Consider the following 24,885-nt stretch of genomic DNA (forward strand, 5'->3'; position numbering starts at 1 on the left):
CTTGTGAAAGCAGTGAAAAGAACAATTATCAGTGTATTTTCCAGAGTAAGGATACTTAAAACTTTTATCCCATCGATACTAAAAGAAAAAATAGACAGAAAATCAATTTGTATTTGTTGGAATTCAGCAGCTAGGCGTACTGATATAAAGTTGTTTCGCTGAAATTCAATAGTCATAATAGCAATTCCAGCTAAAGTAAATAAGAGGAAAGGTAGATCACTAATGACAATTCGATAACTATTTAGCAACGGCTTAAGCCCATATTGTTTTTGTGGAACGTCTTTCTTTTTCAAGGTTTCAGTAATATAGTAAATAGTTAACCAAGCTGTCAGGATAGACATAGCAAGCATGGCAAGTATCAGTTCAAATAAATGTGTACGGAAAAACCAGCCGCCAATGATCGAACCAATCATAATAGAAAGATTAACGGCCCAATAATTAATAGAATACATATAAGTTCTTGTTTTGGGCGTACTAACATCTATCAGCATAGCATCTGATGCTGGATTAGACAGCCCTGACGAAATGCCAACTAACAGCATCATCATAAACGTGAGCCATGGTGAAGTCCAGTAAGGTGAATTAGAGATGAGCATACCTGTAAATGCGAAAACTTTGATCAACTCACCAAGTACCATAATCTTTTTTCTGCCAATTAAATCAGCAAGATAACCGCCGTATAAGTTGGCGAGGAATTGAACAGCAATATTAATGATTAATAAGATACTCGCTGTTTCTGCATTTATTTTTTCAGTAAAATAGATGGCCATAAAGGGGAAAATCATTGAACTGACTACTTTGGATAAAAATGATAAGTATATGCGTGTTCGAATATTTGGATGTAGTTCTTTAAACATAAAAACGCCTCCTTGTATCTTTATTATCGTATGGTCTAAAGGGGTTAAAAAGGGTATAATTCAATAAAAAATGTCCCCCTTTAGGAGTTGTCCAATCATGGATCTTGACTATTTTCATCTACGTGCGCTGCTTTTTTCCCGAGAAAGGGAGAATAAAGCCAGTCTAAGGCTATCAGAGTTAGAACCTGTATGGAATTATACGAATAAAACCATCAAGCGAAAATTGAATAAATATCAAGAGGAAGGCCTGTTTGAGTATTTTCCTGGAAATGGGAGGGGAAATCAGTCGTTAATCTGCTTTAAGTCTGAATTACAGGATGACCTTAAAAAAATGGTCAAAACGAGTATTCAAAAAGGAAAATATGAAAACATCCTGCCGCTTCTAGACCTTAATATACCGAAGAGCTGGTTAAGACTTGTAACAAACGATTTACTAAAGGTATTCGGCTTACAATCTAATGAGAAAGATCAGGAGATTTTACGCTCGATTATTTCTCGTACGATCTCTACTCTGGATCCACTATTTACTTCAATTGCGATGGAAAGCTTTTTAATTCAGCAGTTCAGCGATACACTTGTTACCTATGATTCGGAATCTATGACTGTGAAACCATGTATTGCTCATAATTGGCGAGTGAACGAGGATTACACAGATTGGACATTTTATTTGCGTAAGGGTGTTAATTTTCATCATCAGCGAACACTGACAAGTCAGGATGTCTTATTTACGCTAAATCGATTTGCTGCAGAGAACAATCCCAATGAATGGCTTGTTGCAGATATTGAAGATATCGATTGCCCATCTCCTTTTGTTGTCACCATTAGACTTAAGAAATCGAATCCTTTTTTTCTGCGCTATCTTTGTAAAGGGAATCTCGCGATTTTACCTGCAGATGTTCCATTTAATGAATTTCACTGGATTGGCACCGGACCTTTTAAAATGAAAAATCGTACAGAGGAAAGTCTCGTATTAGAGGCATTTGATCAGTATTTTTTAGAACGACCGCTACTCGATCGAGTAGAGTTTTGGCATGTTAACGACATGGCCCATCGAGGATTTAATTTGGAGGTCGCAGGCGAAAAAGAAATTGAATATATTGAAAATAATGAAATTCCAGTAGGGTTTACTTTTTTAGCTTTTAATTTTCATCGAAACCCTTTTGTTCGGCAAATAAGTTTTCGCAAAGCAATGTACCTTATTCTTGATAGTGAAAAAATGCATCGTGATTTACATCGTGAACCGCCTCAGCATGCTTCGAGTTTTTTTGCTTGGAAGTCAAAATATGAAGAAAAACATGTTGAAGAAATTCAAAGCCTCCTAAAGGACTCCGAGTACAACGGAGAAGAACTTACATTAGTCGGTTTAATAAATAAGCGGGAGAAGATAGAAGAAACGGAGTGGCTTGCTAGGGAAGCTGCTGTATATGGAGTGAACTTGAAAATCTCCCATGTTCAAACCTTTGACGAATTTTATTCAAAAAAATCGAACAGGAGGCAGATATGATGATGAATGGTGAGGTGCCCTCACCTGATTATGAATTATCTTTCCTTGAAGCTTTTTATAATAAAGCTTTGATCTTTCAACGTTTTCTCAAAGAAGATGATTTGGCCTATATTGTCGCACAATTAAATAACATGTGCTTAGAGCCATCATTTAGTAAGCGGGACCAAATTAGAGATGAAATAGAGGACTATTTAAGAAGTCAGCATGCAATCATATTTATCAAGCATTCTACTAAACAACAATTTTTCCATTCAATGATTAAAGGGTTCGTCCACGATTCATATGGTTACATGGACTTGAGAAAAATTTGGATTGAAAAAACACCAAATAAATAGAGCTGACAGCAAAGAAAAAGACGTTAACAAGATTTTAACGTCTTTGACTGTAGTTCCAGAAAATAAAATTATCCACTATAGCCATTTACAAAAAATCCGACTGTTTCAATTTCATCTTCAGTTAAATCACGGTTCAGCTTTCGGGTCAGTTCTTGTTGAATAGCAATAGTGTCTCCTTGACAGCTGATGACAAGCTCAGCACATGTCTTCATTCGTTTAAACTCATGCTCCATTTCCTTTTTGGTACAGGGGTGTGGATGATGGGAAAGAATATAGGTGTTTGCATCATACTTTTCAATTTCCGTGAGCAGCCGAAGAACTTCTTTTGATGTGAATTGCCATTTTTCAGCGTACATATTGGCATACAGACAATCACCAAGGAATAGTACTTTTTCCTCAGGAATATAAATAAGGCAGGAATCTCCTGCGTGGTCTCCTCCGATATGTTCAATTACACAAGTTACCCCTCCTAGGTCAACTGTCATTCCTTTTTCAAAACGAATATCAGGTAGAGGCAAACAGATATTCCGTGGCTTCTCACTAAATTCTTTTTTTATGGCATCAGCGCAAAAGGCTATTTCAGTCCCCGCTAGTACACGCTGATCAAGAGCAATATCATCCCAAGTCAATTTTTGGAGCATTTGGATGTTACTATACGTATCAACTTGGCATAATACAGGCTCTTGCACAGCTTCAAGTCCAAATACATGATCCCAATGGGAATGTGTAAGAACAAGGTAATCAGGCTTTATCATTTCTTTTTTTAATTCATCATGGAAGAGTCTCGCATGCTCTACAGAGTTTCCAGCATCAATAACGAGTGTCCTGGTGTTTCCGGTTACCGCACCGAGTACAGGCCTATCTGTTTCTTGTACCGGTGTTAGATAAACAATATGTTTGGAAAGTCGTTGTAACGTTTGCATCTAATATCCTCCTTAGCTCTTCTTCAGCACCATTTAGTATAGCAAAAAAGAAATATTGCTGCTGTGATTCTTTATATATAGGTTAAAAAGAAAGAGGGTAACAGAAACGGTTAGAGATACCTTTTTTTAAGCAATCAGTTAACCCAGATGTGATATTATGTAACATTTTGGAACGAAAAAGCGTTTTAAAAGCTGCCTGTTACAGTCTGCCTACCCTTATTTTTCCTTTATGATGTATAATAAAGGAAATAATGGCAAGGAAGGTGTGATCAAATGTTGAAAATAGAGGAAATTAACGCGATAAGACTGAATGAACGGATAGAAAGATTATCAATGGTCGGGAAAATTGGTGAAACTGGCATCAGTCGATTGGCTCTTTCACAGGAAGACCACACAGCGGTAAATATTGTGAAAGGGTGGATGGAAGAAGCGGGAATGTCTGCGAAAATTGACAATTTTGGCAATTTGATTGGCATCATGCTTGGAGAAAACCCTGAGTTACCAAAGCTTATGATTGGCTCACATATAGATTCTCAAGTTTATGGGGGCCGCTATGATGGAGTGACCGGTGTGATTGCAGCCATTGAAGTCGTACAGACGATGAAGGAAAAAGGAATTGTTCCTGATGTATCGATTGAAGTGGCTGCGTTTAGTGATGAAGTCGGGTGTCGTTTTAATAAAGGAGTTTTTGGTGTACGAGGAATTTGGGGCGAGTTGGAGGAAGGAGAACTGGATCGAAAAGATAGTGAAGGGATTACTCGCCGTAAGGCTTTAATTGATTTTGGCTGCAACCCAGAAAATTTTACAGCTTCTGAGTATGAAAAAGGAACTCTGGGCGCTTTCCTAGAATTGCATATTGAGCAAGGACCAATCCTTGATAATACAGGGAGTCCAGTTGGGATTGTATCAGGGATTTCCGGTCCGCTTTGGCTCACACTTGAACTGACTGGTTTTGCCGGCCACGCAGGGAGCGTGCCTATGAATATGCGGCAAGATGCACTACTTGGGGCAGCAAAGGTCATTGTTGCCTTGAATCAAGTTGCGCTTCAAAAACCAGGTACACCCACGGTTGCTACGGTGGGAAATATCAAAGTTTTTCCTAATTCTCGCAATATTGTTCCGGAAAAAGTGACCTTAACCATCGATTTGCGGGACATTGATCTTGCGAGAAGAGAACAATATGACGTACAACTGCGAAATGAGATTAATAGAATTGCTGCCATTCATGGCCTGACATGTAAGATTACGGAAGATATGAAGTCGGAACCTCGTTATGTTGCAAACTGGCTGAAAGAAGTTCTCCGGGAAGAAAGCAAGGAGCTTGGATTAGCTGCACCCGAATTGATGAGCGGACCTTTTCACAATTCCCTGATTATGTCTAATTATTGTGATTATGCGATGATTTTTATACGAAGCAAAGACGGGATTAGTCACAATCCTCTTGAATTTTCTAGTCCTGAGGACATTGCAGCAGGAACTGAACTTCTGTACCGTTCTGCTTTAAGAGTAACCAAACAATTAGCACAATGAATCTTCCCTCGGTTTGTGATAGAACCGGGGGTTTTCTATTCAATTACTTGAAAATCCTGCTTGTTTTTATTTTTTTACATTGTGTATAAAAATCTTAGAAGATTATTTACGTTCTGTGTAATGTAATCTAACATCACGCTCGGTACACTTAAGTATAAGCTGAGAGACTTGTAAACGGAATAAAGGAATGTTGGAAAGGAGAGTAAGTAGATGAAACATGGAGTTGAGAATATAACTGGTGTATTGGAACAAAATTTTCATGAAATAAAACCTGGCCTAACTAAGCAGGAGGCAATGGAAGAATCTAATCGATGTTTATATTGTTATGACGCCCCGTGTATCCAAGCTTGTCCAACAGGGATTGATATCCCCTCTTTTATAAAAAAAATTGCGACTGAAAATTTAAAAGGATCGGCGACGACTATTATGTCAGCCAATCCAATCGGTGCGAGCTGTGCCAGAGTCTGTCCGACTGAAGAGCTTTGTGAGGGTGCTTGTGTTCTCAATCATTCAACAAAGCCTATTTTAATTGGTGATCTTCAGCGATACGCAACAGATTGGGCGATTGCTAATCAACAGCAATTATTTAAAGCAGGAGAAAAAAACGGCAGAACAGCCGCTATTGTCGGTGGTGGGCCAGCGGGATTATCTGCAGCACGGGAGCTGGCGAGACTCGGTTATACAGTAACCATCTTTGAAGCTGAATCTGAAGCAGGCGGGTTAAATACATACGGAATCGTTTCCTTTCGATTACCGCAGGCCATTTCGTATTGGGAAGTTGAACAGGTAAGAAACCTTGATGTTCAAATACGAACGAATACAAGAGTAGGAATTGATATAACAGTCGATGAATTACGTACTAGTTATGATGCAGTAGTTCTAGCGATTGGCATGTCAGAGGTACCTAAACTGGGTCTTGATGGGGAAGAGGCAGATGGAGTATTTGATGCAATTGAATTTGTTAAAAGTACAAAAACAACAGAACTAACACAAGATTTGGTGGGGAAAAAGGTTGTGGTCATCGGGGCAGGAAATACAGCAATAGATGCCGCCACTTGTTCGAAACGTCTTGGTGCGGAAAATGTAAAAATCGTATACAGAAGAACGCAAAAAGAAATGACTGCTTATGGTTTTGAATATGAATTTGCTAAGCAAGACGGAATTGAGTTCCAATGGCTGACCGCACCTTCAAAAATAGTAACAAATGAGGATAATCAGGTAATAGGTCTTGAATGTGTGAAGATGGAGCTTGGTCAGGTAAATGAAGACGGCCGCCGTCGACCTGTACCGATTTTAGGCTCTGAACATGTACTTGAGACAGATGCGATTGTCCGTGCAATCGGTCAGTCCCGTTATATAAATTTGATTGAAGAATTTGGACTTGCCCATCAGGATGGAGTAGTTTTATTGACGCCGGGATCCTACCAGACTTCGGTTGAAAATATTTATGCCTGTGGGGATGTGATTTTTGGAAAAGGACAAGGAGAAGCAATGGTGGTTTCAGCTGCACAGCAAGGGAAGCTTGCCGCCTATGAAATTCATCAAAACTTAGAGAGCGGGATAACCATCGGAGCTTAAATAGAGGGTTTCGTCGAAAAATAGAAGGAGGTAGTTTCATGGCAGATTTGAGGATAAATTTAGCAGGAATTACGTCACCTAACCCATTCTGGCTGGCTTCAGCACCGCCGACTAATTCAGGTTACCAAGTTCAGCGGGCATTTGAAGCTGGGTGGGGGGGAGCCGTTTGGAAAACCCTAGGGGATCCAATTTTAAATGTATCTTCACGCTTTGCCGCCGTCAATTTTAATGGGCAGCGAGTTGCTGGCTTTAATAATATTGAATTGATTACAGATAGACCGTTAGAAGTGAATTTGAAGGAAATATATGAAACAAAAAAAGATTTCCAAATCATGCGATCATTGCTTCACTCATGGTTGAACCAAAGCAGGAAAAGTGGCATGAAATTGTCAAACGTGTAGAGGACGTTGGTGTGGATGGGCTGGAATTGAATTTTGGTTGTCCGCACGGTATGGCAGAACGGGGAATGGGTTCAGCATCGGGTCAGGTTCCAGAGCTTGTCGAAAAGCAGACAATGTGGGCTAAAGAAGCAGCAAAGACTCCAGTAATAGTTAAGTTAACACCGAATATTACGGACATCACACGTACTGCCGAAGCAGCTGTTCGAGGTGGAGCGGATGCTGTAAGTATGATAAATACCATTAATAGTTTAGCAGGAGTGGATCTTGATTCATGGAATACCATTCCCCATGTAGCAGGCAAAGGAGCACACGGTGGGTACTGCGGTCCCGCAGTGAAGCCGATTGCTCTGAATATGGTCGCAGATTGTGCTCGAAATCAGTATGTAAATGTCCCCATATCTGGAATCGGCGGCATTTCCTCTTGGCAGGACACCGTTGAATTTATGTTGATGGGGTCTACTAGCGTTCAGGTTTGTACAGCTGCCATGCATCATGGGTTTCGAATTGTCGAGGATATGATTGATGGCTTAAATAATTATTTGGATAGCAAGAATTTAGCTTCAGTAATGGATCTCGTCGGCAAATCAGTTGCTCGTTATTCAGAATGGGGCAATCTTGATTTGAACTATAACATTAAAGCGAAAATCAATAATGATGTTTGTATAAATTGTAATAAGTGTCATATCGCTTGTGAGGATACGGCACATCAATGCATTGATATGCTGCAAGATCCAAATGGAAAAAGCTATTTACAAGTTCGTGAGGAAGATTGTGTCGGGTGTAATTTATGTTCCATTGTCTGTCCGGTCGAGGGTGCAATTGATATGATTGAAGTACCTTATGAATTGCCGCCAATGACATGGAATGAACGACAAGCTGCATTAGCACGATTTGCAAATCCAGAAATTGGTTTGGCGAAATAAAAGGAGGGGGAACATAAATGACGAAAATTATTAAAAATGGTTGTATTGTCACAGCAGCAGATACTTTTATGGCAGATGTGAAAATGGAGGATGGAATTATCACAGCAATTGGAAAGAATCTTGAGGATGACCATGCAGAAATCATTGATGCTAAGGGTGCTTACCTGTTCCCTGGCGGCATCGATCCGCATACACATCTGGATATGCCTTTTGGGGGAACGGTGACGAAAGATGATTTTGAAAGTGGAACAATTGGAGCTGCATACGGAGGAACGACAACCGTTATCGATTTTTGTTTAACGGATAAAGGGAAGCCTCTAAGCGAAGCTATTTCTACTTGGCATGCTAAATCAAAGGATAAAGCCGTGATTGACTACGGATTTCACTTAATGATTTCTGAGATTAATGATGAAGTGTTACAAGAGATTCCACGAGTAATCGAAGAAGAAGGAATTTCTTCTTTTAAAGTGTTTATGGCCTATAAGGATGTTTTCCAGGCTGATGACGGAACGCTTTATCAAACGCTCGAAACAGCCAAGAAACATGGCGGGTTAGTCATGGTGCATGCTGAAAATGGAGATGTAATTGATTATTTAACCAGAAAGGCACTTGAAGAAGGACATACGGATCCAATCTATCATGCCTTAACACGTCCACCTGAGATTGAAGGAGAGGCAACAGGCAGAGCTTGTCAATTGACAGCATTAACAAACTCACATTTATATGTGGTTCATGTATCGTGTCAAGATGCTGTAGATAAAATTACCGAAGCTCGTAATAAAGGGGTCGATGTTTGGGGAGAAACGTGTCCCCAATACTTAGTTCTTGATCAAAGTGATTTGGAAAAACCGAATTTTGAAGGAGCAAAATATGTCTGGTCGCCGCCGCTGCGTGAAAAGCATCACCAAGATGTTCTCTGGAATGCTTTGAAAACGGGACAACTTCAGACAATTGGTTCGGATCAATGTTCGTTTGATTTTAAAGGTCAGAAAGATTTAGGCAGGGATGACTTCACGAAAATCCCTAATGGCGGACCAATTATTGAGGACCGGATGACGATTCTTTTTTCAGAAGGTGTGAAAAAGGATCGGATTACGTTAAATCAATTTGTCGACCTCACTTCAACAAGAGCTGCTAAGCTCTTCGGTCTGTACCCGCAGAAAGGTTCAATTGCGGTCGGTTCAGATGCAGATATTGTTATTTATGATCCTAACGTAGAACGTGTGCTTTCGGCGGAAACCCACCACTTAACAGTAGATTACAGTGCATTTGAAGGAATGAAAGTGACAGGCGAGCCGGTTTCTGTATTATCTAGAGGTGAATTTGTCATTCGAGATAAGCAATTCGTGGGACGTGCGGGAAATGGGCAATATCTAAAAAGAGAAAAATATGGCTCCGAACGCAGGATTAAAACGGAGACACTGCCTGTGTAACGGGTCAGAGCAGCTGAATGGGAGGTGGAGTTAGATGTCTGATTACCAGTATTTTCTTTCCGAAAAAACACAAATTGATGAATTAATAGGAAAGGGCTTCGTCATTACCCATGTTACTGAAAACCTCAGTGGTGCTATAGTCGATTTTGTACTCCCAGATAAAGCGGAAAAACAACAACTTCATATCACCACAGCAGATGCAAGGAAATATTTTTCAAGGTATTTATTAGCCTGATTGTAATGAGCAAGTATGGGGATTCCTCATATTTGCTCTTTTTTTGGTATGAATTTACTAAATATTCAATAAACTATTTTTACCTGAAGTAACCTAGGGTATAATAGGGGTGAGGTTATAGGATTAGGAAGGGGAGGTTGATTCATGAATTCCTATCTATCAATTAGTGAAATTCTTCAGCGAAAACACTTTGAGGGCATAATTCTAGTTGCAGGAAAGGATGGCATACACCGCTCGGTTAAATGGGTTCATATTGTTGAAAATCCAGCAATTAAGAATCTTTTAAATGGCGGTGAGCTTATACTGTCGACCGGCATAGGCTGGGGGAATGATGAAAAACTATTTCTTTCCTTTGTTCAGGAATTAATAGAGTGTCATGCAGCAGGATTATGTATTGAGCTAGGAACCTATATTAAAGTGATACCTGAAACCATTCGTCTCTTTGCAGACAAACATAACTTTCCAATTATAATCTTTCAAAAGGAAGTCCCCTTTGTACAAATAACCCAAGATATCCACTCAATTATCATCAACCAACAATATAAGTTAATTTCTAATTTAGAAAGCTATTCCCAAAACTTAAATAAAAAGCTGCTTGAAATCAATAATTACGAGCAGATCTTACACATTCTCCATGATTATCTTAAAGTTCAGGTGTTTGCCATCGTTCGTGAACATGAAATTACCTTTGTTCCAGCGGGAAGAAAAGCAGAAAAAGAAGCACTTCTTAAAAAAATACGTACGATTGAAAATCATTCAAACGCACAGGTTTTGACTCAGCCTATCCAGATTCTGGGACAAAATTATGCTGAACTATACATATATTCTCCTGAGCGGGAATTGACTGAATTTGATACTGTTATTCTTGATAGGACGGCAACTGCACTTGCACAGCATTTCCTTCGAGAGTTATATGTGGAGGAAAAGAAAATCGCTGAAGAAAGTAAGTGGCTTCGTAATTGGCTTGATGGGGAGTACAGTGAAGAAGCTATTCAAACCCAACTTTCCTATTTAAACCCAAAATTAAAGCTGACTGGCGGCGTAGCTTTTATCTGCAAATTTCGTCATCAGGGTCATCAATCAGCAGCCATTAATGATAATACGTATTTAATGCTATTGTTTCGTACTGTGTTTGAACAAGCAGGTTTTCAATTATTTTCAATGGAATTGCATCAGCATTTGATTTTTATCTTAGGTGATAGACGTTCACCGGAAAACTGGAAGGAACGAGTGTCTGAGGGATTTCAACGGATAAACAAAGTAGATGGCACAGGAAAAAAACGGTTAGCGGGCCTCTCAGTAGGCGTCGGACAATATGTTTTCAAACTTGGAGACATGTTTAAAAGTTATAAAACAGCCAAAGAAACCATCATGCTGCAAGAAACGCTGACAGAAGAAAACAGCAGCATTTTTATCAAGACCTCCACATGTACCGCATTTTATCTTTAATTAATAAACATAGTAATCTTCAAGAAACCGTCTATGAATATCTTGAACCTGTCATCGATTATGATCTTCAGCACAACGGCGAGCTGATGGTAACCCTCAAAGAATATCTGGCATGTAATGGTTCAAAACAAGAGACATCCAAAAAACTATTTATTGTCAGACAAACTCTATACCACAGACTTGAAAAACTCGAAAAACTTCTCGGTGCTAATTTCATGCAGGCAGAACGCCGTCAGGCAATTGAATTTATGCTGCTAGCCTATGATTACCTAAACAGTACCCGCCAATCTAATCCAATCAGGCAAAATCTATAATTTTTTTGACAAAAAAATACGGACGCTGCTTACTTCCAATAAGTAGGCAGCGTCCGTATTTAGTTTAAGAGAATACTGGATTAAGATGCTTGTTAAGCACAAGAGCGGCAGAATCTATATCATATAAAGTCTCGCTGATTTTGTCAGAAATTTGATTGATTTGATAAGCGTTCATATCTTTAAAATAACAAACAGAAACGAACTGCTCTTGGTTATGCGAAAATGTATGGGTGATTTGGCAATCTTGGTAATACATTAACGTCTCCAGCATGTGTTTTATTTGTGTTAGTGTCATAGTTAGTCTCCTTTCTTGATACAAAGGGAAGGGACTAAAAAAAGTCTGAATAACCCATTTTTTTACATTATATTAATCATAACATAGTTGGGTAATTAATACCACCCATTGTACATAAATCGGATAAACAGCAGTTACAGCTCAGGGTACCTTTTCTTACACTATGTGTAAGAAAAATGGTGGTTAGCTTTACGTATTGTCTAATGAATATCCTACTTATGATCATTATACTTAAGAAATAGGATGAACGATTATTTTGACGGGAGGCAATGTTCATGATTGTGACTAATACAGTGAAGAAAGTGAAAAATTTTATTGGTGGAGCTTGGGTGGATTCGCAAGCAGACAAATTTGAGGATATTCCTAATCCAGCTACAGGTGAGATCTTAGCAAAAGTCCCGCTTTCGACAACTGAAGATGTTGAGCAGGCAGTAACATCAGCAAAGAAAGCTTTTCTAACTTGGAAAAAGGTTCCTGTACCACAAAGAGCGCGCGTATTATTTCGCTATCAGCAATTATTACACGATCATTGGGAAGAACTTGCACGTCTGATTACAACAGAAAATGGAAAAAACTACGATGAGGCATATGGAGAAGTGTTACGGGGGATTGAGTGTGTCGAATTTGCTTGTGGTGTACCAACATTAATGCAAGGCTCTCAACTGCCTGATATCGCGAGCGGTATTGAATCTGGAATGTACCGCTATCCTATTGGAGTAATTGGAGGCATTACACCCTTTAATTTTCCGATGATGGTACCTTGCTGGATGTTTCCGCTCGCCATCGCTTGCGGGAACACATTTGTACTCAAACCATCCGAACGAACTCCGCTTTTAGCCAACCGGCTGGCTGAATTGGTAAAGGAAGCTGGACTTCCGGATGGGGTCCTCAATATCGTACATGGTGCACATGATGTCGTAAATGGACTTCTTACCCACCCAGATGTAAAAGCTATTTCATTTGTTGGTTCACAGCCAGTTGCCGAATATATTTATAAAACAGCTGCGGCAAATGGGAAACGCGTTCAGGCTTTAGCGGGTGCAAAGAATCACAGCATTGTTTTACCTGATGCAGACCTCGACAATGCCGTTCGTAATATTACCAGTGCTGCATTTGGTTCAGCTGGTGAACGCTGTATGGCTGTATCGGTAGTAGTTGCCGTAGGTACTGTCGCGGATGAACTTGTGGTTAGATTAAAAAAGCTGCGGATGAGATCATAATAGGCAATGGTCTGGAAAAAGGTGTGTTCCTTGGACCTGTTATTCGTAAATCTAATAAAGAGCGGACACTTCAATATATCGGTATTGGCGAAGAACAAGGAGCTGAATTAGTTCGAGATGGACGGCAGGATAAAGTTTCTGAGCAAGGCTATTTTGTTGGACCAACCATTTTTGATCATGTAACGACAGATATGAAAATTTGGCAGGAAGAACTTTTCGCCCCAGTATTATCAATTGTACGTGTTGAAACGTTGACGGAAGCCATTGAATTAACCAACGAGTCGGAGTTTGCCAATGGTGCTTGTCTTTATACAGATAGTGCAAAAGCTGTAAGGACATTCCGAGATGAGATTGATGCAGGCATGCTGGGAATTAATCTAGGTGTCCCTGCCCCTATGGCCTTCTTTCCGTTTTCCGGTTATAAAAAATCCTTTTACGGAGATTTGCATGCCAACGGAAAAGATGGCGTAGAATTTTATACAAGGAAGAAAATGCTGACTGCACGGTATTGAGGTAAAAATAAGGGGGAATGGGAATGGCGAATACGGATCATACACCAACATTGCAAGAAACAGATGAAAAATATCTTTGGCATGCGATGAAAGGCTCAGCACCAGGGCAGGAACATACGGTAATGGTTAAAGGTGAAGGTGCATGGGTTATAGATGATAAAGGGAATCGTTATCTTGACGGTATGTCAGGATTGTGGTGCGTGAATGTAGGCTATGGACGTAAAGAATTGGCTGAAGCCGCCTATCAGCAGCTGATTGAGCTGCCCTATGCTCCCCTTGTACAGAGTCATGTTTCGGCAATCAAGCTTGCGGAGAAGCTTAATTCTTGGCTAAATAATGAATACGTATTCTACTTTTCTAACAGTGGGAGTGAAGCGAACGAAACCGCTTTTAAAATCGTTCGTCAATACCATCATCAAACCGGTGGTCATTCGCGGCATAAATTTATTTCCCGCTATCGGGGCTACCATGGCAATACGTTAGGTGCCCTTGCTGCAACAGGTCAAGCTCAGCGAAAATATAAATATGAACCGCTTGCACAAGGGTTTTTACATGTTGCCCCGCCAGACTCCTATCGTAATCATGATGAAGGCAATCCACTTCATGCAGCTGAAGAGATTGACCGGGTAATGACCTGGGAATTAAGTGAGACGATTGCCGGTGTTATTATGGAACCAATTATAACTGGCGGAGGAATTTTGATGCCGCCTGAAGGCTATATGAAACGTGTAAAAGAAATTTGTGAAAAACATGGGGCATTGCTAATCAGCGATGAAGTGATCTGCGGCTTCGGTCGAACGGGAAAACCTTTTGGGTTTATGCACTATGGGGTAAAACCGGATATTATTACAATGGCAAAGGGAATTACTAGTGCCTATTTGCCACTGGCCGTTACGGCAGTGAAAAAAGAGATTTTTGAAGCCTTTTCTGGAGAGGATACCTACGATCGTTTCCGTCATATCAACACGTTCGGTGGTAATCCAGCAGCGTGCGCCCTCGCCATCAAAAATCTTGAAATCTATGAAAATGAAAAGCTGATTGAACGTTCTGCCCAACTCGGGGAACGCATATTAAATGATTTCGCCGAGTTAAAGGATCATCCCTTCGTAGGGGATATCCGTGGTAAAGGTCTTCTAATCGGAATTGAGTTGGTCAAGAACAAAACGACCAAGGAACCATTAGAAGTCGATACATTGAATTCAATCATCAGTACATGTAAGCAAAAGGGACTTTTAATTGGTAAAAATGGTGACACGGTGGCTGGCTTCAATAACGTTCTTCAATTAGCACCACCGCTTTCCATCACCGATGAAGATTACGCATTCATCGTTAAAACAATTAAAGAAACATTAGCAGCATTGTGAGAAAAAAATGAAAAAGCAGCCATTGTGCTGCTTTTTTACTTTTTGCGGTTTCTTTTTCATTTCACAAAGTGTATTAAATGCTTGAATTTTTAAATACTACACACTTGTACCTTACCAAGCTATCTGTATTTACATAGTCTAATAGAAAGTTAGGTTCTAAAAACATACACTTTACTGTCTAAATTTCTTTTATCTATCAGTTTCAATGATTTATTCGTAACTGTGATAACAGGAGATGCTGTAGCACCAGAAATAATTGAATCATAATCAGGAGGATGATGAAAAATGAGTAAAATTAACAAAGCTAAGATAATTATAGAGTTTGTGGAGGGAATAGAATTCAATGAGCAAGCAACATATAAAGAAGCGTTACAGGAAATTTTAAATTTATTAGAAAATAAAAATGGCTACAAAATAAAATTAAAAATACAATCAGAAGATGGTTTCAAAGCAGATTTTGATAATAAAAATGAAGATAATGATGAAGCAGATAGGACAAAGAAATAGACAGGCCAAGTTTATTCAAAACATTTTCTGTTTTGAATACGGCTCAATCTATTAATTTGGATAGAAGAAGGAAAAACAGAGATACGAATGGTGGAAAACAGGAGATGAATGATATATCATATTTGTGCCTCATGTGACCTTCCCGTTCGAAAGTAAGAAAACTACAGATAGTAGATCCTGCTGGAAAGGAGAATTTATGAAAGTATTAATGATATGTACAGAAAAACTTCCTGTGCCTGCTGTGTTAGGCGGTGCCGTACAAACCTATATTACTGGGATTCTCCCTCACCTAAGCAAAAATCATAAAATTACTGTTTTAGGAATAAGCGACCCATCACTCCCCGACCAAGAAATTCTTGATAATGTTCGATATATCCGCGTACCTGGAAAGATATTAGAAACTTATCAACTAGGCGTAGTCAATTTTATAGAAACTGAGTCCTTTGACCTCATTCACATTTTTAATAGGCCGCGACTTGTGCTGCCTGTTAGAAAGGCTGCCCCACATTCTAAAATCACTCTTAGTATGCATAATGATATGTTTACCTTGAAAAAAATTAAAACCTGAAGAAGCCGGGGCAGTATTAGAAGAACTCTCTCACATTGTTACTGTTAGTAATTATGTTGGAAAGGTAATCAAAACCTTATACCCTCAGGCTGCTTCTAAGATTCAAACTGTTTATTCAGGAGTGGACACTGATCGGTTTTTACCCGGGGATCATCCAAAAATGAAAACGATACGTGACGAACTTCGCAGAGAACATGGACTCGAGAATAAAACGGTGATTTTGTTTGCAGGAAGATTATCGAAAAATAAAGGGGTCGATCGATTAATTAAGGCTCTGCCTGATCTTGCAAAAAAGTTCGATGATTTGGCTCTAGTCATTGTGGGAAGTAATTGGTTCAGCCAAGATAAAGTTACTGATTATATAGTGTATATAAGATCTTTAGCAGAAAAACTCACGATACCAGTCGTAAATACAGGATTTGTGTCTTCTAGTGAGATTCAAAATTGGTTTGCTGCTTCAGATGTATTTGTTTGTACTTCAGTATGGGAAGAACCGCTTGCACGAGTTCATTATGAAGCGATGTCCGCTGGACTTCCTATTGTAACTACGGAGAGAGGGGGAATCCGGAAGTCATTCAGGTAAATGTAAATGGAGTAATCGTGAAAAATCCGGAGAATCCTGACAATTTTACAGAACAGATCTCTAGTTTATTAACAAATAAAAGTCTTATGAAGAGTATGGGTGAAAGAGGAAGAGAATTGGCTATACTGCATTATAAATGGGAGAGAGTAGCCTCAGAGATTTTTGAAGTATGGGAAACAGTGGAACAGTCACTTCCTAAAACTTCTCGGGAGGAATCCTCTCAAGAAACGACAAATGAATATTTGTCAGTACCTTCCAATAAAACAGCGGATCATACTACTGAACTTTTAAAGGATGAACCGTCGCTATCTAAAACTTCCCGGGAGGAATCCTCTCAAGAAACGGCAGATGAACAATTGTCATTGCCTTCCAATAAAGCAGCAAATGATTCTACTATACTTTTAAAGGAGGAAATATCTGAAATGTCCAAACAAAAGAACAAAAATAAAGAACTATCTAGAGAAGAGTTGCCAGCAGCTACTACATTAGTAGAACCAGCTGTTAATCAGAAAGAAAATGCTGGTCTAACAAGAGACAGATCCCAAGAAACCCTAAATAAAAAATCAACTAAATATCCTATGAGATGGCAACTAGCTAAAAAAGGAACAACTAAAAAGGTAACTGGAAAGAGTAAAAGCAAAGAAGTGGCTGTAAATGCGAAAGAAAATGAGAGTGTAAAAACGGAAAGTAATTTTGTGCAAAAGTTAAGAGAGGTGCTTCAAAATGAACCTGCCATTCAAAATGTAAAAGATGGCGGATATAAAAACAGAATAAATAAAAGGCCGGCAAAATACCCTATCAGATGGCAGCTTGCTAATAGGAAAAATGGATAATATGGGTTTAATCATCGAATTATAGTAAATAAAATCCCCTTTCTGGGGATTTTATTTTGGTTAAATAGAGAGTGAATTCCAATTGTTAGGAAGATGAAGAATCGTTTTTCCGTGAAGTTCTTTATATGTGTATAATTTCCTTTAATCGTGCTCGACAAGCTCCGTAAGGGATTACAACAATAGATAGCTGATTATCTAGCCACAGTGTCTCACAACGGTCTTGAGTACCTCAATGATTAATGAGTAGTCTAAAAATAAAACCTTGGATAATTACCATTTTAATCGTACTTTTTAGGTCAAGAAAGTGTTCAGAGCTAATGTTAAGTATAGGGTGATTCGTTTAACGTACTAATGCATGTAAATGGTGGTGACATTTACAAATAGGTAAGCATTTCTTAATGAAAAAATACAAATATGATACAACTAGTTATTTACCGTTCCATAAGGAACAATAAATGCATTTTATATAATTATGGTATTCAAAAAAGTGAATAACACGAGTTAACACGTAAACGGAAATAAGGAGGTTTAAGATGGTTAAAAAAGCAATTATTCCTGCGGCCGGATATGGGACAAGAAACTTACCTATTACAAAGGTTGTTCCAAAAGAATTATTTCCGATTGGTAATAAGCCTGCTATTAATTATGTTGTAGAGGAAGCAATGGCAGCAGGAATTGAGGAGATATTAATTGTCGTCTCGCGTTCAAAAAACCTGATTGCTGATTATTTTGATCGGTCACTAGAACTTGAAGCATATCTTGAGAGAAAACAAAAAACTAAATTATTAGAAAAAATCAAGATTCCCAAAATTCAAATTCAGTATACTCGACAACCATATGCGAAAGGTTTAGGGGATGCAATCCTCTTAGGTAAGAATTTTGTTGGAAATGAACCATTTGCTGTATTGTTACCGGATGAAGTGATTTTTGAAAAAGAGACTGATGGATTAATTCAGTTAACAAAGCTTTATGATGAAAATAAAAGCAGTGTACTGGGTTTATATAAGGTTGAAAAACAGCTGTTATCAAGCTATGGTGTCGTTGAATGGGAGAATCTTAAGAAGGATATAGTTGAGATTACAAGTATTGTTGAAAAACCAGTAAACAATCCGCCATCAGATATGGCTGTTATAGGGAGATATGTATTCAATCCTAGCATATTTTCTTGTTTAGAAAAGACAAAACCAGGAGTGGGAGGAGAAATCCAATTAACAGACGCCATTAATGAAATGATAAAGTCTGAAAAAATTTATGGAGTTACTATTCATGGAAATAGATTTGATATTAGTAGATTTGAAGAGTATTTGGCTGCCAATCAATATATTCAGCCATTTATTGAGTAGCACCACAAAACTAAGGATAAGACCCCAAGGGTGAGCGAATGTTCACAGTCTCAATAACTATTTATTAAGTTTGGTAGTAAATTTGCCGTTTCATTATAAAAACGGAATCATAGAAATAAAACATGTGAATATCCTTGGCCGAGTAGTAATGGAAGGAGCTGTTTTCAATAAAAATTGCATTTATTTGTACTGAAATGTTTACTGTTCCGCCTATTGGAGGAGGAGCCATTCAAATATTAATAAATGGAGTCATTCCTCATATAAGCAATAGTCATAAGTTAACGGTTTTTTGTATTACTCATTCAAAATTGCCAGACCAAGAATTAATAAATGGGGTAGAGTACATTCGTGTTCCTCGTGAGAATTACGTGTTCAACGTCGGCAAAGAGTTAGCAAAAAAACGATCAAGTAAAGAGTATTTTGATCTTGTTCATGTATTCAATCGTCCAAGTGATTTACTGATTTATAAAACAGCTATGCCGGAGAGCCGATTCGTTTTGAGTCTTCATAATGAAATGTTTAAGGAAGAAAAAATTTCTACCCAAATGGGTACTTTAGTCGTTGAAGCCGTCGATAAAATTATGACAATTAGTGAATATATCGGAGATTCTGTGACTTCACGTTTTCCTTCAGCTACAGGTAAGGTGCAGGCAGTGTATTCTGGTATAGATTTAAACCGATATAAACCGCTATGGGATAAGGAAGTGGAGGCCGAAAGGAATACACTTAGACAAAAATATGGTGTGAATGAAAAAAAAGTGATTTTATTTGTTGGTCGTTTAAGCACAGTGAAAGGTCCAGATATTCTAATTGAAGCGATGAAGCAAGTAATTAACAAATATAAAGATTCAGTATTGGTCGTTGTGGGAAGCAAATGGTTCAGTGACGATCGGATTGACGATTTCGGATTACGTCTCATTCAGTTAGCCGAATCACTTGGAGAGAACAAGGTTATTTTTACAGGTTTTGTGCCACCAGTCGAAATCCCTAAACTATTCCTTATAGGGGATATCTTTGTTTGCAGCTCTCAATGGCAAGAACCCTTAGCTAGAGTACACTATGAAGCCATGGGTACAGGCTTGCCTATCATTACCACCAATCGTGGTGGTAATGCGGAGATTATAAAACATTTTACTAACGGTATTGTAATTGATGATTACACGAATCCTGAGGCATTTGCGGATTCGATTTCATTCCTATTATCGAATGAACGAAAGGCTGACAAATTAGCAAGAGCCGGTAGAGCGTTTGTTGAAACGAACTTTGGGTTTGATCATGTAGCAGCACGATTGGAAAATCTTTATCTAGAGTCTTTTGAAAAGAAATAAATCCTAAGGAGGAAACTAATGGACACTAGTTTTGCTGAAGTTGTAAACCGTGTAATCTCTCATTATCCTTTAAAGGTCGAAAAAGTATATTTACTGACCAACAAAGGTAAAAAAGCGGTTTGGTCTATTGAAACAAACATTGGTGAAGTAATCATTAAGAAGGTTCCCTTTGACGAGAATCATATTGAATTTATGATACATGCAATTAATTATTTGAGAGACAATGGTATCCACACACCTGGTGTAATCAAAAATAATTCAGGCAAAGGCTATGTAAAGCTGGATGATGAATACTTTGTTGTCTTTGAGGCAGTTTACGGAAGATCCCCAGAATATGAGCATGAAGATGAGTTACTGATGATCATGAGAGGAATGGCTGCATTCCATCAAGCATCAAAAGGGATAGAATCACCACCAAAGGTAAGGTTCCCTTCGTTTCTCTTACTAAAATGGAAAAAAACATGCGAAAAATGTACGGAAAGTTAATACGATATAAAGAACAACGGTCTGTAGCAAACGATAAAAATGAATTTGATCACCTATTTTTAAAGCATGTGGATACATTCATAAAGCAATGCGAAACAGCATTATCAATGCTTAATAACCCGGAATTTGACAAGTGGGTGGAAGAAACTATAAAAAACAAATCATTATGCCATCAAGATTATGCAGCAGCGAACCTCGTTATCGGGCGAGATGGTAATCTATATGTCTTTGATATGGATTCACTGACTGTCGATCTCCCTGTTCGTGATATAAGGAAGATATTAAACAAAGTAATGAAAAAACAAACGGACTTGGGATCAGCAGCTCATGATGAAAATGATGAAAGCATATCAGGAAATAAACCCTTTAGAAGAAAGAGCAATATCAAATCCTTGCGGCAGACATTTATTTCCCTCATTTATTTTATGGTCAAGTTACAAAATACTATGAGAAGAGAGATCAAAAGTGGGCGCTTGAAAAACACATTTCCAAATTCAATGATATGATAGCCACCGAATTAACTAAAGAAACCGTTCTTCAGAACTTCCTTAACCAGATTGATGAGGTGATACTGCCTGAATAATTCGATGAACAACTTAAATTTAGGCAAGCAGCTAATGGCCAACCATTTTCCTCATCTAATTGTATTTGAGATAGAGGTTATCCAAGATGGAGGAATAAAGACAATTTGGAAAGCAGAGACATCTGCAGGCACCGTTTGTTTAAAGAGAATGAGAAAATCGATTCCAATTGTTAGGTTTACAACAGAAGCCCAATCCTATCTTTTTTCTAAAGGAGCTCTCGTTGCCGGAATAATCCCTACGAAGGAAGATGAACTTTTTTTTGTCCATGAAGGGTACGGAATTGCTCTCTATCATTGGGTTGATGGCAGTGATTTAGACATGGTAGAAAATCCAGAACATCTTGATGAAGGTTTAATGGGTTTAGCTCAATTTCATAAGGACTCTGTAGGGTTTATACCATCTATTAATTATCAAACCTATAATCGTATGGGAGTATGGCCTGATCACTATGAAAAAATGCTTGATGAAATTAAACAATGGAAAGCTGAATCGGAAGAGCGGAACACTGCATTTCATCTGGCTTATTTAAAGATTGTGGATGAAATGAGCGCTATGGCTGATCAGGCCATTCAATTACTTGAAATTTCATGTTACTCTGAGTGGGTTCAGGAAATCGGAGAATTTGGTTATATGTGCCATCAGGATTATGGGAAAGGCAACGCACTTCTAACAGAAAAAGGTGTGTATGTCTTAGATTTGGATAATTTAGCCTATGATATCCCACTGCGTGATGTTCGAAAGTTAATCGGGAGACGTATGGAGGAGCTAGAGCATTGGGATTCAGCTGTAGTGGAATATCTGATCAGCTGTTACGAATCAATCTTTCCACTGACTCCAGAACAAAGGAAAATCATTTATATTGATTTATTATTTCCGCATAAATTTTACGGATATGTAAAAAAACCCTTTAAGAAAAAAGAAAGTGGCGAAGAAAAGAAACTCTTTAAATGCTATAAGTTTGAAATAGAAAAGATGGCTGTACTAAAACAAGTGTTAATAAATGAAAGGGGAAGTGAAGTTTAATTAAATTGGAATAATAATACATTATGTGGAATTATTAAAAGGAGTAGCGGAGCAATTGGCAGAGAACGACCTTCTAGTAAGGAGTAAAAAAATTGTTCTGCCAGATGAGGATATGGAATATAAAATCAGTCATAAATCTGAATTCGGATTAATAAGCTATCGATTTCAATTGAATGGCTTGATTGTACTCAATAAAATTATTAAACTTGATCGGCTTCTTACATCCTTCCCTCAAGATACTAGTAGAATCTAGGAAATTACTTTAATCAGTTTTTACTTAGGACTAGTCTTTAGTTAGATCTATGTGTAAGCCAATCCCAACCTATTATACAATATGTAACATAATAGGCAGGAGCTAAACTAGCAATTTACCTTTCATTATAAAATCCACGAATCGCCGCTATTTCACTCTGTGATAATTAATATGAAGTGAATCGAGAATCTTAATCTCCTTAATTTAGTATCCTCATATTCAAAGTATCGGTATGTCCGTATTCTATCTCTAACCTCGACCCTTAACCTTGATCTGTAGTATTTTTCCTGAAAATTGAGTGATAAAACAAAGCCCACCCTATTTAATTATAAAGTGTAAACCTGTGTGTTATTCAAAACGACTAAAGGTTCCAGCCTTGGAATCGGAGGGGAATCATTACACACACATAAAGGTAGAATGAATCTTTAAATCTTCTAGGCAATAGCATGGGTCATTAATTATTCTCCTTTAATATGATAAACAATCTTAGATCTTCGAGAGGAGAACGGAAATAGTGAATATTTGTGTGATTGGTGCAGGATACGTAGGTTTAACCACAGCAGCGGTCCTAGCTGATTTTGGACATACTGTTTGCTGTGCAGATGTCAACAATGAAAGAATAGACCAGTTAAAAAGAGGGGTAATCCCGATATACGAACCTGGATTGGTAGAATTAATCCAAAAGAATAAAAACCATCTCTCATTTAGTTCAGATACTTCAAAATGCATCAGGGAAGCTCAAGTCTTACTGATTGCTGTGGGAACACCTTCCTTAGTGGATGGCAGGACAGACTTAACCTACGTTTTTTCCGTTTTAGATAATATTGCTCAAGTGATAGATTCCTATAAAACGATTATTACTAAAAGTACAGTACCTCCGGGAACAAATGAAGAGATGAGCAGGCAACTAATCAAAAAAGGAGTTCCTCCACACTATTTCAACATTGTTTCAAATCCGGAATTCCTAAGAGAAGGAACGGCCATATCTGATATGCTTCAACCAGACAGAATCGTAGTAGGTTTACAAGCTGATGACGGACGATCCCTAGCCATAATGAAAGAGATCTATCAACAAACCGATGTACCATATGTTGTAACGAATTTACCCGGTGCTGAAATGATAAAATACACATCCAATGCTTTTCTAGCTACGAAGATTTCATTTATGAATGAGATTTCAAGGATATGTGACAGATACGAAGTGAATATCGAGGATGTTAGAAAAGGAATTGGCTTTGATCCCAGAATCAATCCCCTTTTTCTTTCTACAGGTCTCGGATACGGAGGATCCTGCTTTCCTAAGGATGTTCGCTCATTAGAAATAAGTGCGTTAGATAAGAATGTGACACCAGTACTATTACACGCTGTACAATCCGTAAATCAATCGCAAGTTGAACAATATGTTACGAAACTATCTAGTTTCATGGAGGACTTTGCAAACAAAAAGATTACTGTACTTGGTATTTCTTTTAAACCGGACACAGATGATATCAGGTATTCTCCTGCCCTTGCTTTAATTGAAAAGTTAAGCGAAATCGGCTGCATCGTCCATACCTATGATCCTAAAGCCACTCTTCCGAAATCTGTTAATGGTAATGTGATCCAGTTTGAAGACATGAAGTCTGCTTTGAATCAAGCTGATTGCGTCATTATTGCAACTGAATGGGATGAGTTCAAGCAATTGGATTGGCACATGGTCAAAAAGGTTATAAAAGGAGATATCATTATGGACGCTCGTAATTGCGTCGACCCAAATTTAGTGAAACAAGCAGGATTGCGGTACATCGGAGTTGCCAGGCCATGAGGATCCTTGTTACTGGCGCAGCTGGCTTTATTGGATCACATTTATGCGAAAAGCTTCTTACTAACAATCATCAAGTAGTAGGAGTAGATTCGTTTATCGGTCCGACTCCTCAACATCTAAAGCAAGAAAATATTCGCAACTTGGTAAGTAATCCAAAATTCACATTCCATAATGTAGATTTATTAACCGCGGATTTGGATGGATTACTAAAAGATATAGACACCATTTATCATTTAGCAGGAATACCTGGCGTCCGCGCAAGCTGGGGCAAAGACTTTGATCCATATGTGACAAATAATATTCATGTTACTCAACGCTTACTTGAAGCATCAAAGAATCACCCAATTCATAAATTTATCTTTGCTTCTACATCTTCCGTATATGGAGAAATGTCTGGAAAAATAAAAGAGGATGCTTCACTTTTCCCGCTTTCTCCGTATGGAATAACCAAATTAACTGGTGAACATTTATGTAACGTCTATCGAAATGTTCACGGAGTTCCAATTGTGAAACTAAGATTTTTTACGGTATACGGTCCAAGGCAGCGGCCGGATATGGCCTTTCATCGTTTTATTAAACAAATTCTAAAAGGTGATCCGTTAACAATCTTTGGCGATGGCACACAATCACGGGACTTCACCTATATTGATGATTGTATTGACGGAATAGAGGCTCTTTTAGACAAAGATCATGTCATTGG

General features: G+C 38.4%; 24 protein-coding genes and 2 pseudogenes. 23 read left to right on the forward strand and 3 right to left on the reverse strand.

Annotated elements, in window-relative coordinates:
* On the reverse strand, positions 1-857 hold an 857-nt coding region (locus WYK_RS02240), incomplete at its 3' end, for an MFS transporter (RefSeq protein ID WP_040372898.1).
* Between the two features lie 97 nt (positions 858-954).
* Here WYK_RS02240 and WYK_RS02245 point away from each other — a divergent pair.
* Together WYK_RS02245 and WYK_RS23625 are read left to right on the forward strand one after the other, a co-directional pair.
* Positions 955-2,361, forward strand: a complete 1,407-nt coding sequence (locus WYK_RS02245) for an ABC transporter substrate-binding protein (RefSeq protein WP_161629089.1) — start codon at positions 955-957, stop codon at positions 2,359-2,361.
* The gene (locus tag WYK_RS23625) at positions 2,358-2,696 is read left to right on the forward strand and encodes a periplasmic substrate-binding domain-containing protein (RefSeq protein WP_152526383.1); all 339 of its coding nucleotides are present in this window, start codon (positions 2,358-2,360) and stop codon (positions 2,694-2,696) included. Before WYK_RS02245 ends, WYK_RS23625 begins: the two co-directional genes overlap by 4 nt.
* A gap of 68 nt (positions 2,697-2,764) precedes the next feature.
* Here the strand turns inward: WYK_RS23625 and WYK_RS02250 are convergent, their stop codons facing one another.
* A complete protein-coding gene (locus tag WYK_RS02250) occupies positions 2,765-3,619 on the reverse strand; it encodes an MBL fold metallo-hydrolase (protein WP_040372900.1) in 855 nt (284 codons plus the stop codon).
* 273 nt (positions 3,620-3,892) lie between these two features.
* Between WYK_RS02250 and WYK_RS02255 the strand changes: the two genes are divergently transcribed.
* From WYK_RS02255 to WYK_RS26105, 7 genes and pseudogenes are all read left to right on the forward strand, one after another.
* Positions 3,893-5,149, forward strand: a complete 1,257-nt coding sequence (locus tag WYK_RS02255; RefSeq protein ID WP_040372902.1) for a M20 family metallo-hydrolase — start codon at positions 3,893-3,895, stop codon at positions 5,147-5,149.
* Between the two features lie 210 nt (positions 5,150-5,359).
* Entirely contained in the window at positions 5,360-6,727 is a 1,368-nt protein-coding gene (locus WYK_RS02260) for an NAD(P)-dependent oxidoreductase (protein ID WP_040372904.1), read from the forward strand.
* Positions 6,728-6,765: 38 nt separating this feature from the next.
* A pseudogene (gene preA / locus WYK_RS02265) lies at positions 6,766-8,051 on the forward strand (NAD-dependent dihydropyrimidine dehydrogenase subunit PreA).
* Between the two features lie 17 nt (positions 8,052-8,068).
* Complete coding sequence (hydA, locus tag WYK_RS02270) at positions 8,069-9,484, forward strand: dihydropyrimidinase (RefSeq protein ID WP_040372907.1); 1,416 nt, start codon at positions 8,069-8,071, stop codon at positions 9,482-9,484.
* 34 nt (positions 9,485-9,518) lie between these two features.
* Complete coding sequence (locus WYK_RS02275; protein WP_040372909.1) at positions 9,519-9,719, forward strand: hypothetical protein; 201 nt, start codon at positions 9,519-9,521, stop codon at positions 9,717-9,719.
* 144 nt (positions 9,720-9,863) lie between these two features.
* Positions 9,864-11,168 carry a PucR family transcriptional regulator gene (locus WYK_RS02280; protein WP_328286259.1) on the forward strand — a complete coding sequence of 435 codons (1,305 nt, stop codon included), beginning with the start codon at positions 9,864-9,866 and terminating at the stop codon, positions 11,166-11,168.
* A complete protein-coding gene (locus WYK_RS26105; protein ID WP_328286260.1) occupies positions 11,147-11,482 on the forward strand; it encodes a PucR family transcriptional regulator in 336 nt (111 codons plus the stop codon). The genes WYK_RS02280 and WYK_RS26105 overlap by 22 nt, the downstream gene beginning before the upstream one ends.
* Before the next feature lie 64 nt (positions 11,483-11,546).
* Here WYK_RS26105 and WYK_RS02285 read toward each other — a convergent pair whose 3' ends face one another.
* Positions 11,547-11,777, reverse strand: coding sequence for a hypothetical protein (locus WYK_RS02285; RefSeq protein ID WP_040372911.1), 231 nt, complete (start codon positions 11,775-11,777; stop codon positions 11,547-11,549).
* Between the two features lie 275 nt (positions 11,778-12,052).
* On the opposite strand from WYK_RS02285, the pseudogene WYK_RS02290 reads away from it, so the two are divergent.
* The 14 genes and pseudogenes from WYK_RS02290 to WYK_RS02345 all read left to right on the forward strand — a co-directional run.
* A pseudogene (locus WYK_RS02290) lies at positions 12,053-13,509 on the forward strand (CoA-acylating methylmalonate-semialdehyde dehydrogenase).
* A gap of 23 nt (positions 13,510-13,532) precedes the next feature.
* Positions 13,533-14,873 carry an aspartate aminotransferase family protein gene (locus tag WYK_RS02295; protein ID WP_040372913.1) on the forward strand — a complete coding sequence of 447 codons (1,341 nt, stop codon included), beginning with the start codon at positions 13,533-13,535 and terminating at the stop codon, positions 14,871-14,873.
* Positions 14,874-15,158: 285 nt separating this feature from the next.
* Positions 15,159-15,380 (forward strand): hypothetical protein, encoded by a 222-nt coding sequence (locus WYK_RS02300; RefSeq protein WP_040372915.1) that lies wholly within the window; start codon positions 15,159-15,161, stop codon positions 15,378-15,380.
* Between the two features lie 196 nt (positions 15,381-15,576).
* The gene (locus WYK_RS26435; protein ID WP_235782416.1) at positions 15,577-15,948 is read left to right on the forward strand and encodes a glycosyltransferase family protein; all 372 of its coding nucleotides are present in this window, start codon (positions 15,577-15,579) and stop codon (positions 15,946-15,948) included.
* 160 nt (positions 15,949-16,108) lie between these two features.
* Positions 16,109-16,531: a glycosyltransferase family 4 protein gene (locus WYK_RS26440; protein WP_235782417.1), complete on the forward strand. Its 423-nt coding sequence runs from the start codon at positions 16,109-16,111 to the stop codon at positions 16,529-16,531.
* A 17-nt stretch (positions 16,532-16,548) separates the two neighbouring features.
* On the forward strand, positions 16,549-17,364 hold the full coding sequence (locus tag WYK_RS26445; RefSeq protein ID WP_235782418.1) for a glycosyltransferase family protein: 816 nt from the start codon (positions 16,549-16,551) through the stop codon (positions 17,362-17,364).
* A gap of 533 nt (positions 17,365-17,897) precedes the next feature.
* Complete coding sequence (locus WYK_RS02310; RefSeq protein WP_051387272.1) at positions 17,898-18,707, forward strand: UTP--glucose-1-phosphate uridylyltransferase; 810 nt, start codon at positions 17,898-17,900, stop codon at positions 18,705-18,707.
* 194 nt (positions 18,708-18,901) lie between these two features.
* Positions 18,902-20,035, forward strand: a complete 1,134-nt coding sequence (locus WYK_RS02315) for a glycosyltransferase family 4 protein (RefSeq protein WP_051387273.1) — start codon at positions 18,902-18,904, stop codon at positions 20,033-20,035.
* 18 nt (positions 20,036-20,053) lie between these two features.
* Entirely contained in the window at positions 20,054-20,521 is a 468-nt protein-coding gene (locus WYK_RS02320) for a protein kinase family protein (RefSeq protein WP_040372919.1), read from the forward strand.
* Entirely contained in the window at positions 20,497-21,027 is a 531-nt protein-coding gene (locus WYK_RS02325; protein ID WP_040372921.1) for a protein kinase family protein, read from the forward strand. The genes WYK_RS02320 and WYK_RS02325 overlap by 25 nt, the downstream gene beginning before the upstream one ends.
* Before the next feature lie 81 nt (positions 21,028-21,108).
* Positions 21,109-22,128, forward strand: a complete 1,020-nt coding sequence (locus WYK_RS02330; protein ID WP_040372923.1) for a CotS family spore coat protein — start codon at positions 21,109-21,111, stop codon at positions 22,126-22,128.
* A 55-nt stretch (positions 22,129-22,183) separates the two neighbouring features.
* The gene (locus tag WYK_RS02335; RefSeq protein WP_040372925.1) at positions 22,184-22,381 is read left to right on the forward strand and encodes a hypothetical protein; all 198 of its coding nucleotides are present in this window, start codon (positions 22,184-22,186) and stop codon (positions 22,379-22,381) included.
* A 514-nt stretch (positions 22,382-22,895) separates the two neighbouring features.
* Positions 22,896-24,185, forward strand: a complete 1,290-nt coding sequence (locus WYK_RS02340; protein ID WP_040372927.1) for a UDP-glucose dehydrogenase family protein — start codon at positions 22,896-22,898, stop codon at positions 24,183-24,185.
* On the forward strand, positions 24,182-24,885 hold a 704-nt coding region (locus tag WYK_RS02345; protein ID WP_040372929.1), incomplete at its 3' end, for an NAD-dependent epimerase/dehydratase family protein. The genes WYK_RS02340 and WYK_RS02345, both read left to right, overlap by 4 nt.

It is taken from the genome of Peribacillus psychrosaccharolyticus ATCC 23296 (assembly GCF_000305495.1).
GTDB lineage: Bacteria > Bacillota > Bacilli > Bacillales > DSM-1321 > Peribacillus > Peribacillus psychrosaccharolyticus.

Coding starts and splice junctions, on each gene's coding strand:
- WYK_RS02260 (WP_040372904.1), top strand. CDS start 5,360: ATGAAACATGGAGTTGAGAATATAACTGGTGTATTGGAACAAAATTTT.
- WYK_RS02250 (WP_040372900.1), bottom strand. CDS start 3,619: ATGCAAACGTTACAACGACTTTCCAAACATATTGTTTATCTAACACCG.
- WYK_RS02285 (WP_040372911.1), bottom strand. CDS start 11,777: ATGACACTAACACAAATAAAACACATGCTGGAGACGTTAATGTATTAC.
- WYK_RS02300 (WP_040372915.1), top strand. CDS start 15,159: ATGAGTAAAATTAACAAAGCTAAGATAATTATAGAGTTTGTGGAGGGA.
- WYK_RS02315 (WP_051387273.1), top strand. CDS start 18,902: ATGTTTACTGTTCCGCCTATTGGAGGAGGAGCCATTCAAATATTAATA.
- WYK_RS02275 (WP_040372909.1), top strand. CDS start 9,519: ATGTCTGATTACCAGTATTTTCTTTCCGAAAAAACACAAATTGATGAA.
- WYK_RS23625 (WP_152526383.1), top strand. CDS start 2,358: ATGATGATGAATGGTGAGGTGCCCTCACCTGATTATGAATTATCTTTC.
- WYK_RS02295 (WP_040372913.1), top strand. CDS start 13,533: ATGGCGAATACGGATCATACACCAACATTGCAAGAAACAGATGAAAAA.
- WYK_RS02255 (WP_040372902.1), top strand. CDS start 3,893: ATGTTGAAAATAGAGGAAATTAACGCGATAAGACTGAATGAACGGATA.
- WYK_RS26105 (WP_328286260.1), top strand. CDS start 11,147: ATGTACCGCATTTTATCTTTAATTAATAAACATAGTAATCTTCAAGAA.
- WYK_RS26435 (WP_235782416.1), top strand. CDS start 15,577: ATGAAAGTATTAATGATATGTACAGAAAAACTTCCTGTGCCTGCTGTG.
- WYK_RS02310 (WP_051387272.1), top strand. CDS start 17,898: ATGGTTAAAAAAGCAATTATTCCTGCGGCCGGATATGGGACAAGAAAC.
- WYK_RS02330 (WP_040372923.1), top strand. CDS start 21,109: ATGAACAACTTAAATTTAGGCAAGCAGCTAATGGCCAACCATTTTCCT.
- WYK_RS02245 (WP_161629089.1), top strand. CDS start 955: ATGGATCTTGACTATTTTCATCTACGTGCGCTGCTTTTTTCCCGAGAA.
- WYK_RS26440 (WP_235782417.1), top strand. CDS start 16,109: ATGAAAACGATACGTGACGAACTTCGCAGAGAACATGGACTCGAGAAT.
- WYK_RS02280 (WP_328286259.1), top strand. CDS start 9,864: ATGAATTCCTATCTATCAATTAGTGAAATTCTTCAGCGAAAACACTTT.
- hydA (WP_040372907.1), top strand. CDS start 8,069: ATGACGAAAATTATTAAAAATGGTTGTATTGTCACAGCAGCAGATACT.
- WYK_RS02320 (WP_040372919.1), top strand. CDS start 20,054: ATGGACACTAGTTTTGCTGAAGTTGTAAACCGTGTAATCTCTCATTAT.
- WYK_RS02325 (WP_040372921.1), top strand. CDS start 20,497: ATGCGAAAAATGTACGGAAAGTTAATACGATATAAAGAACAACGGTCT.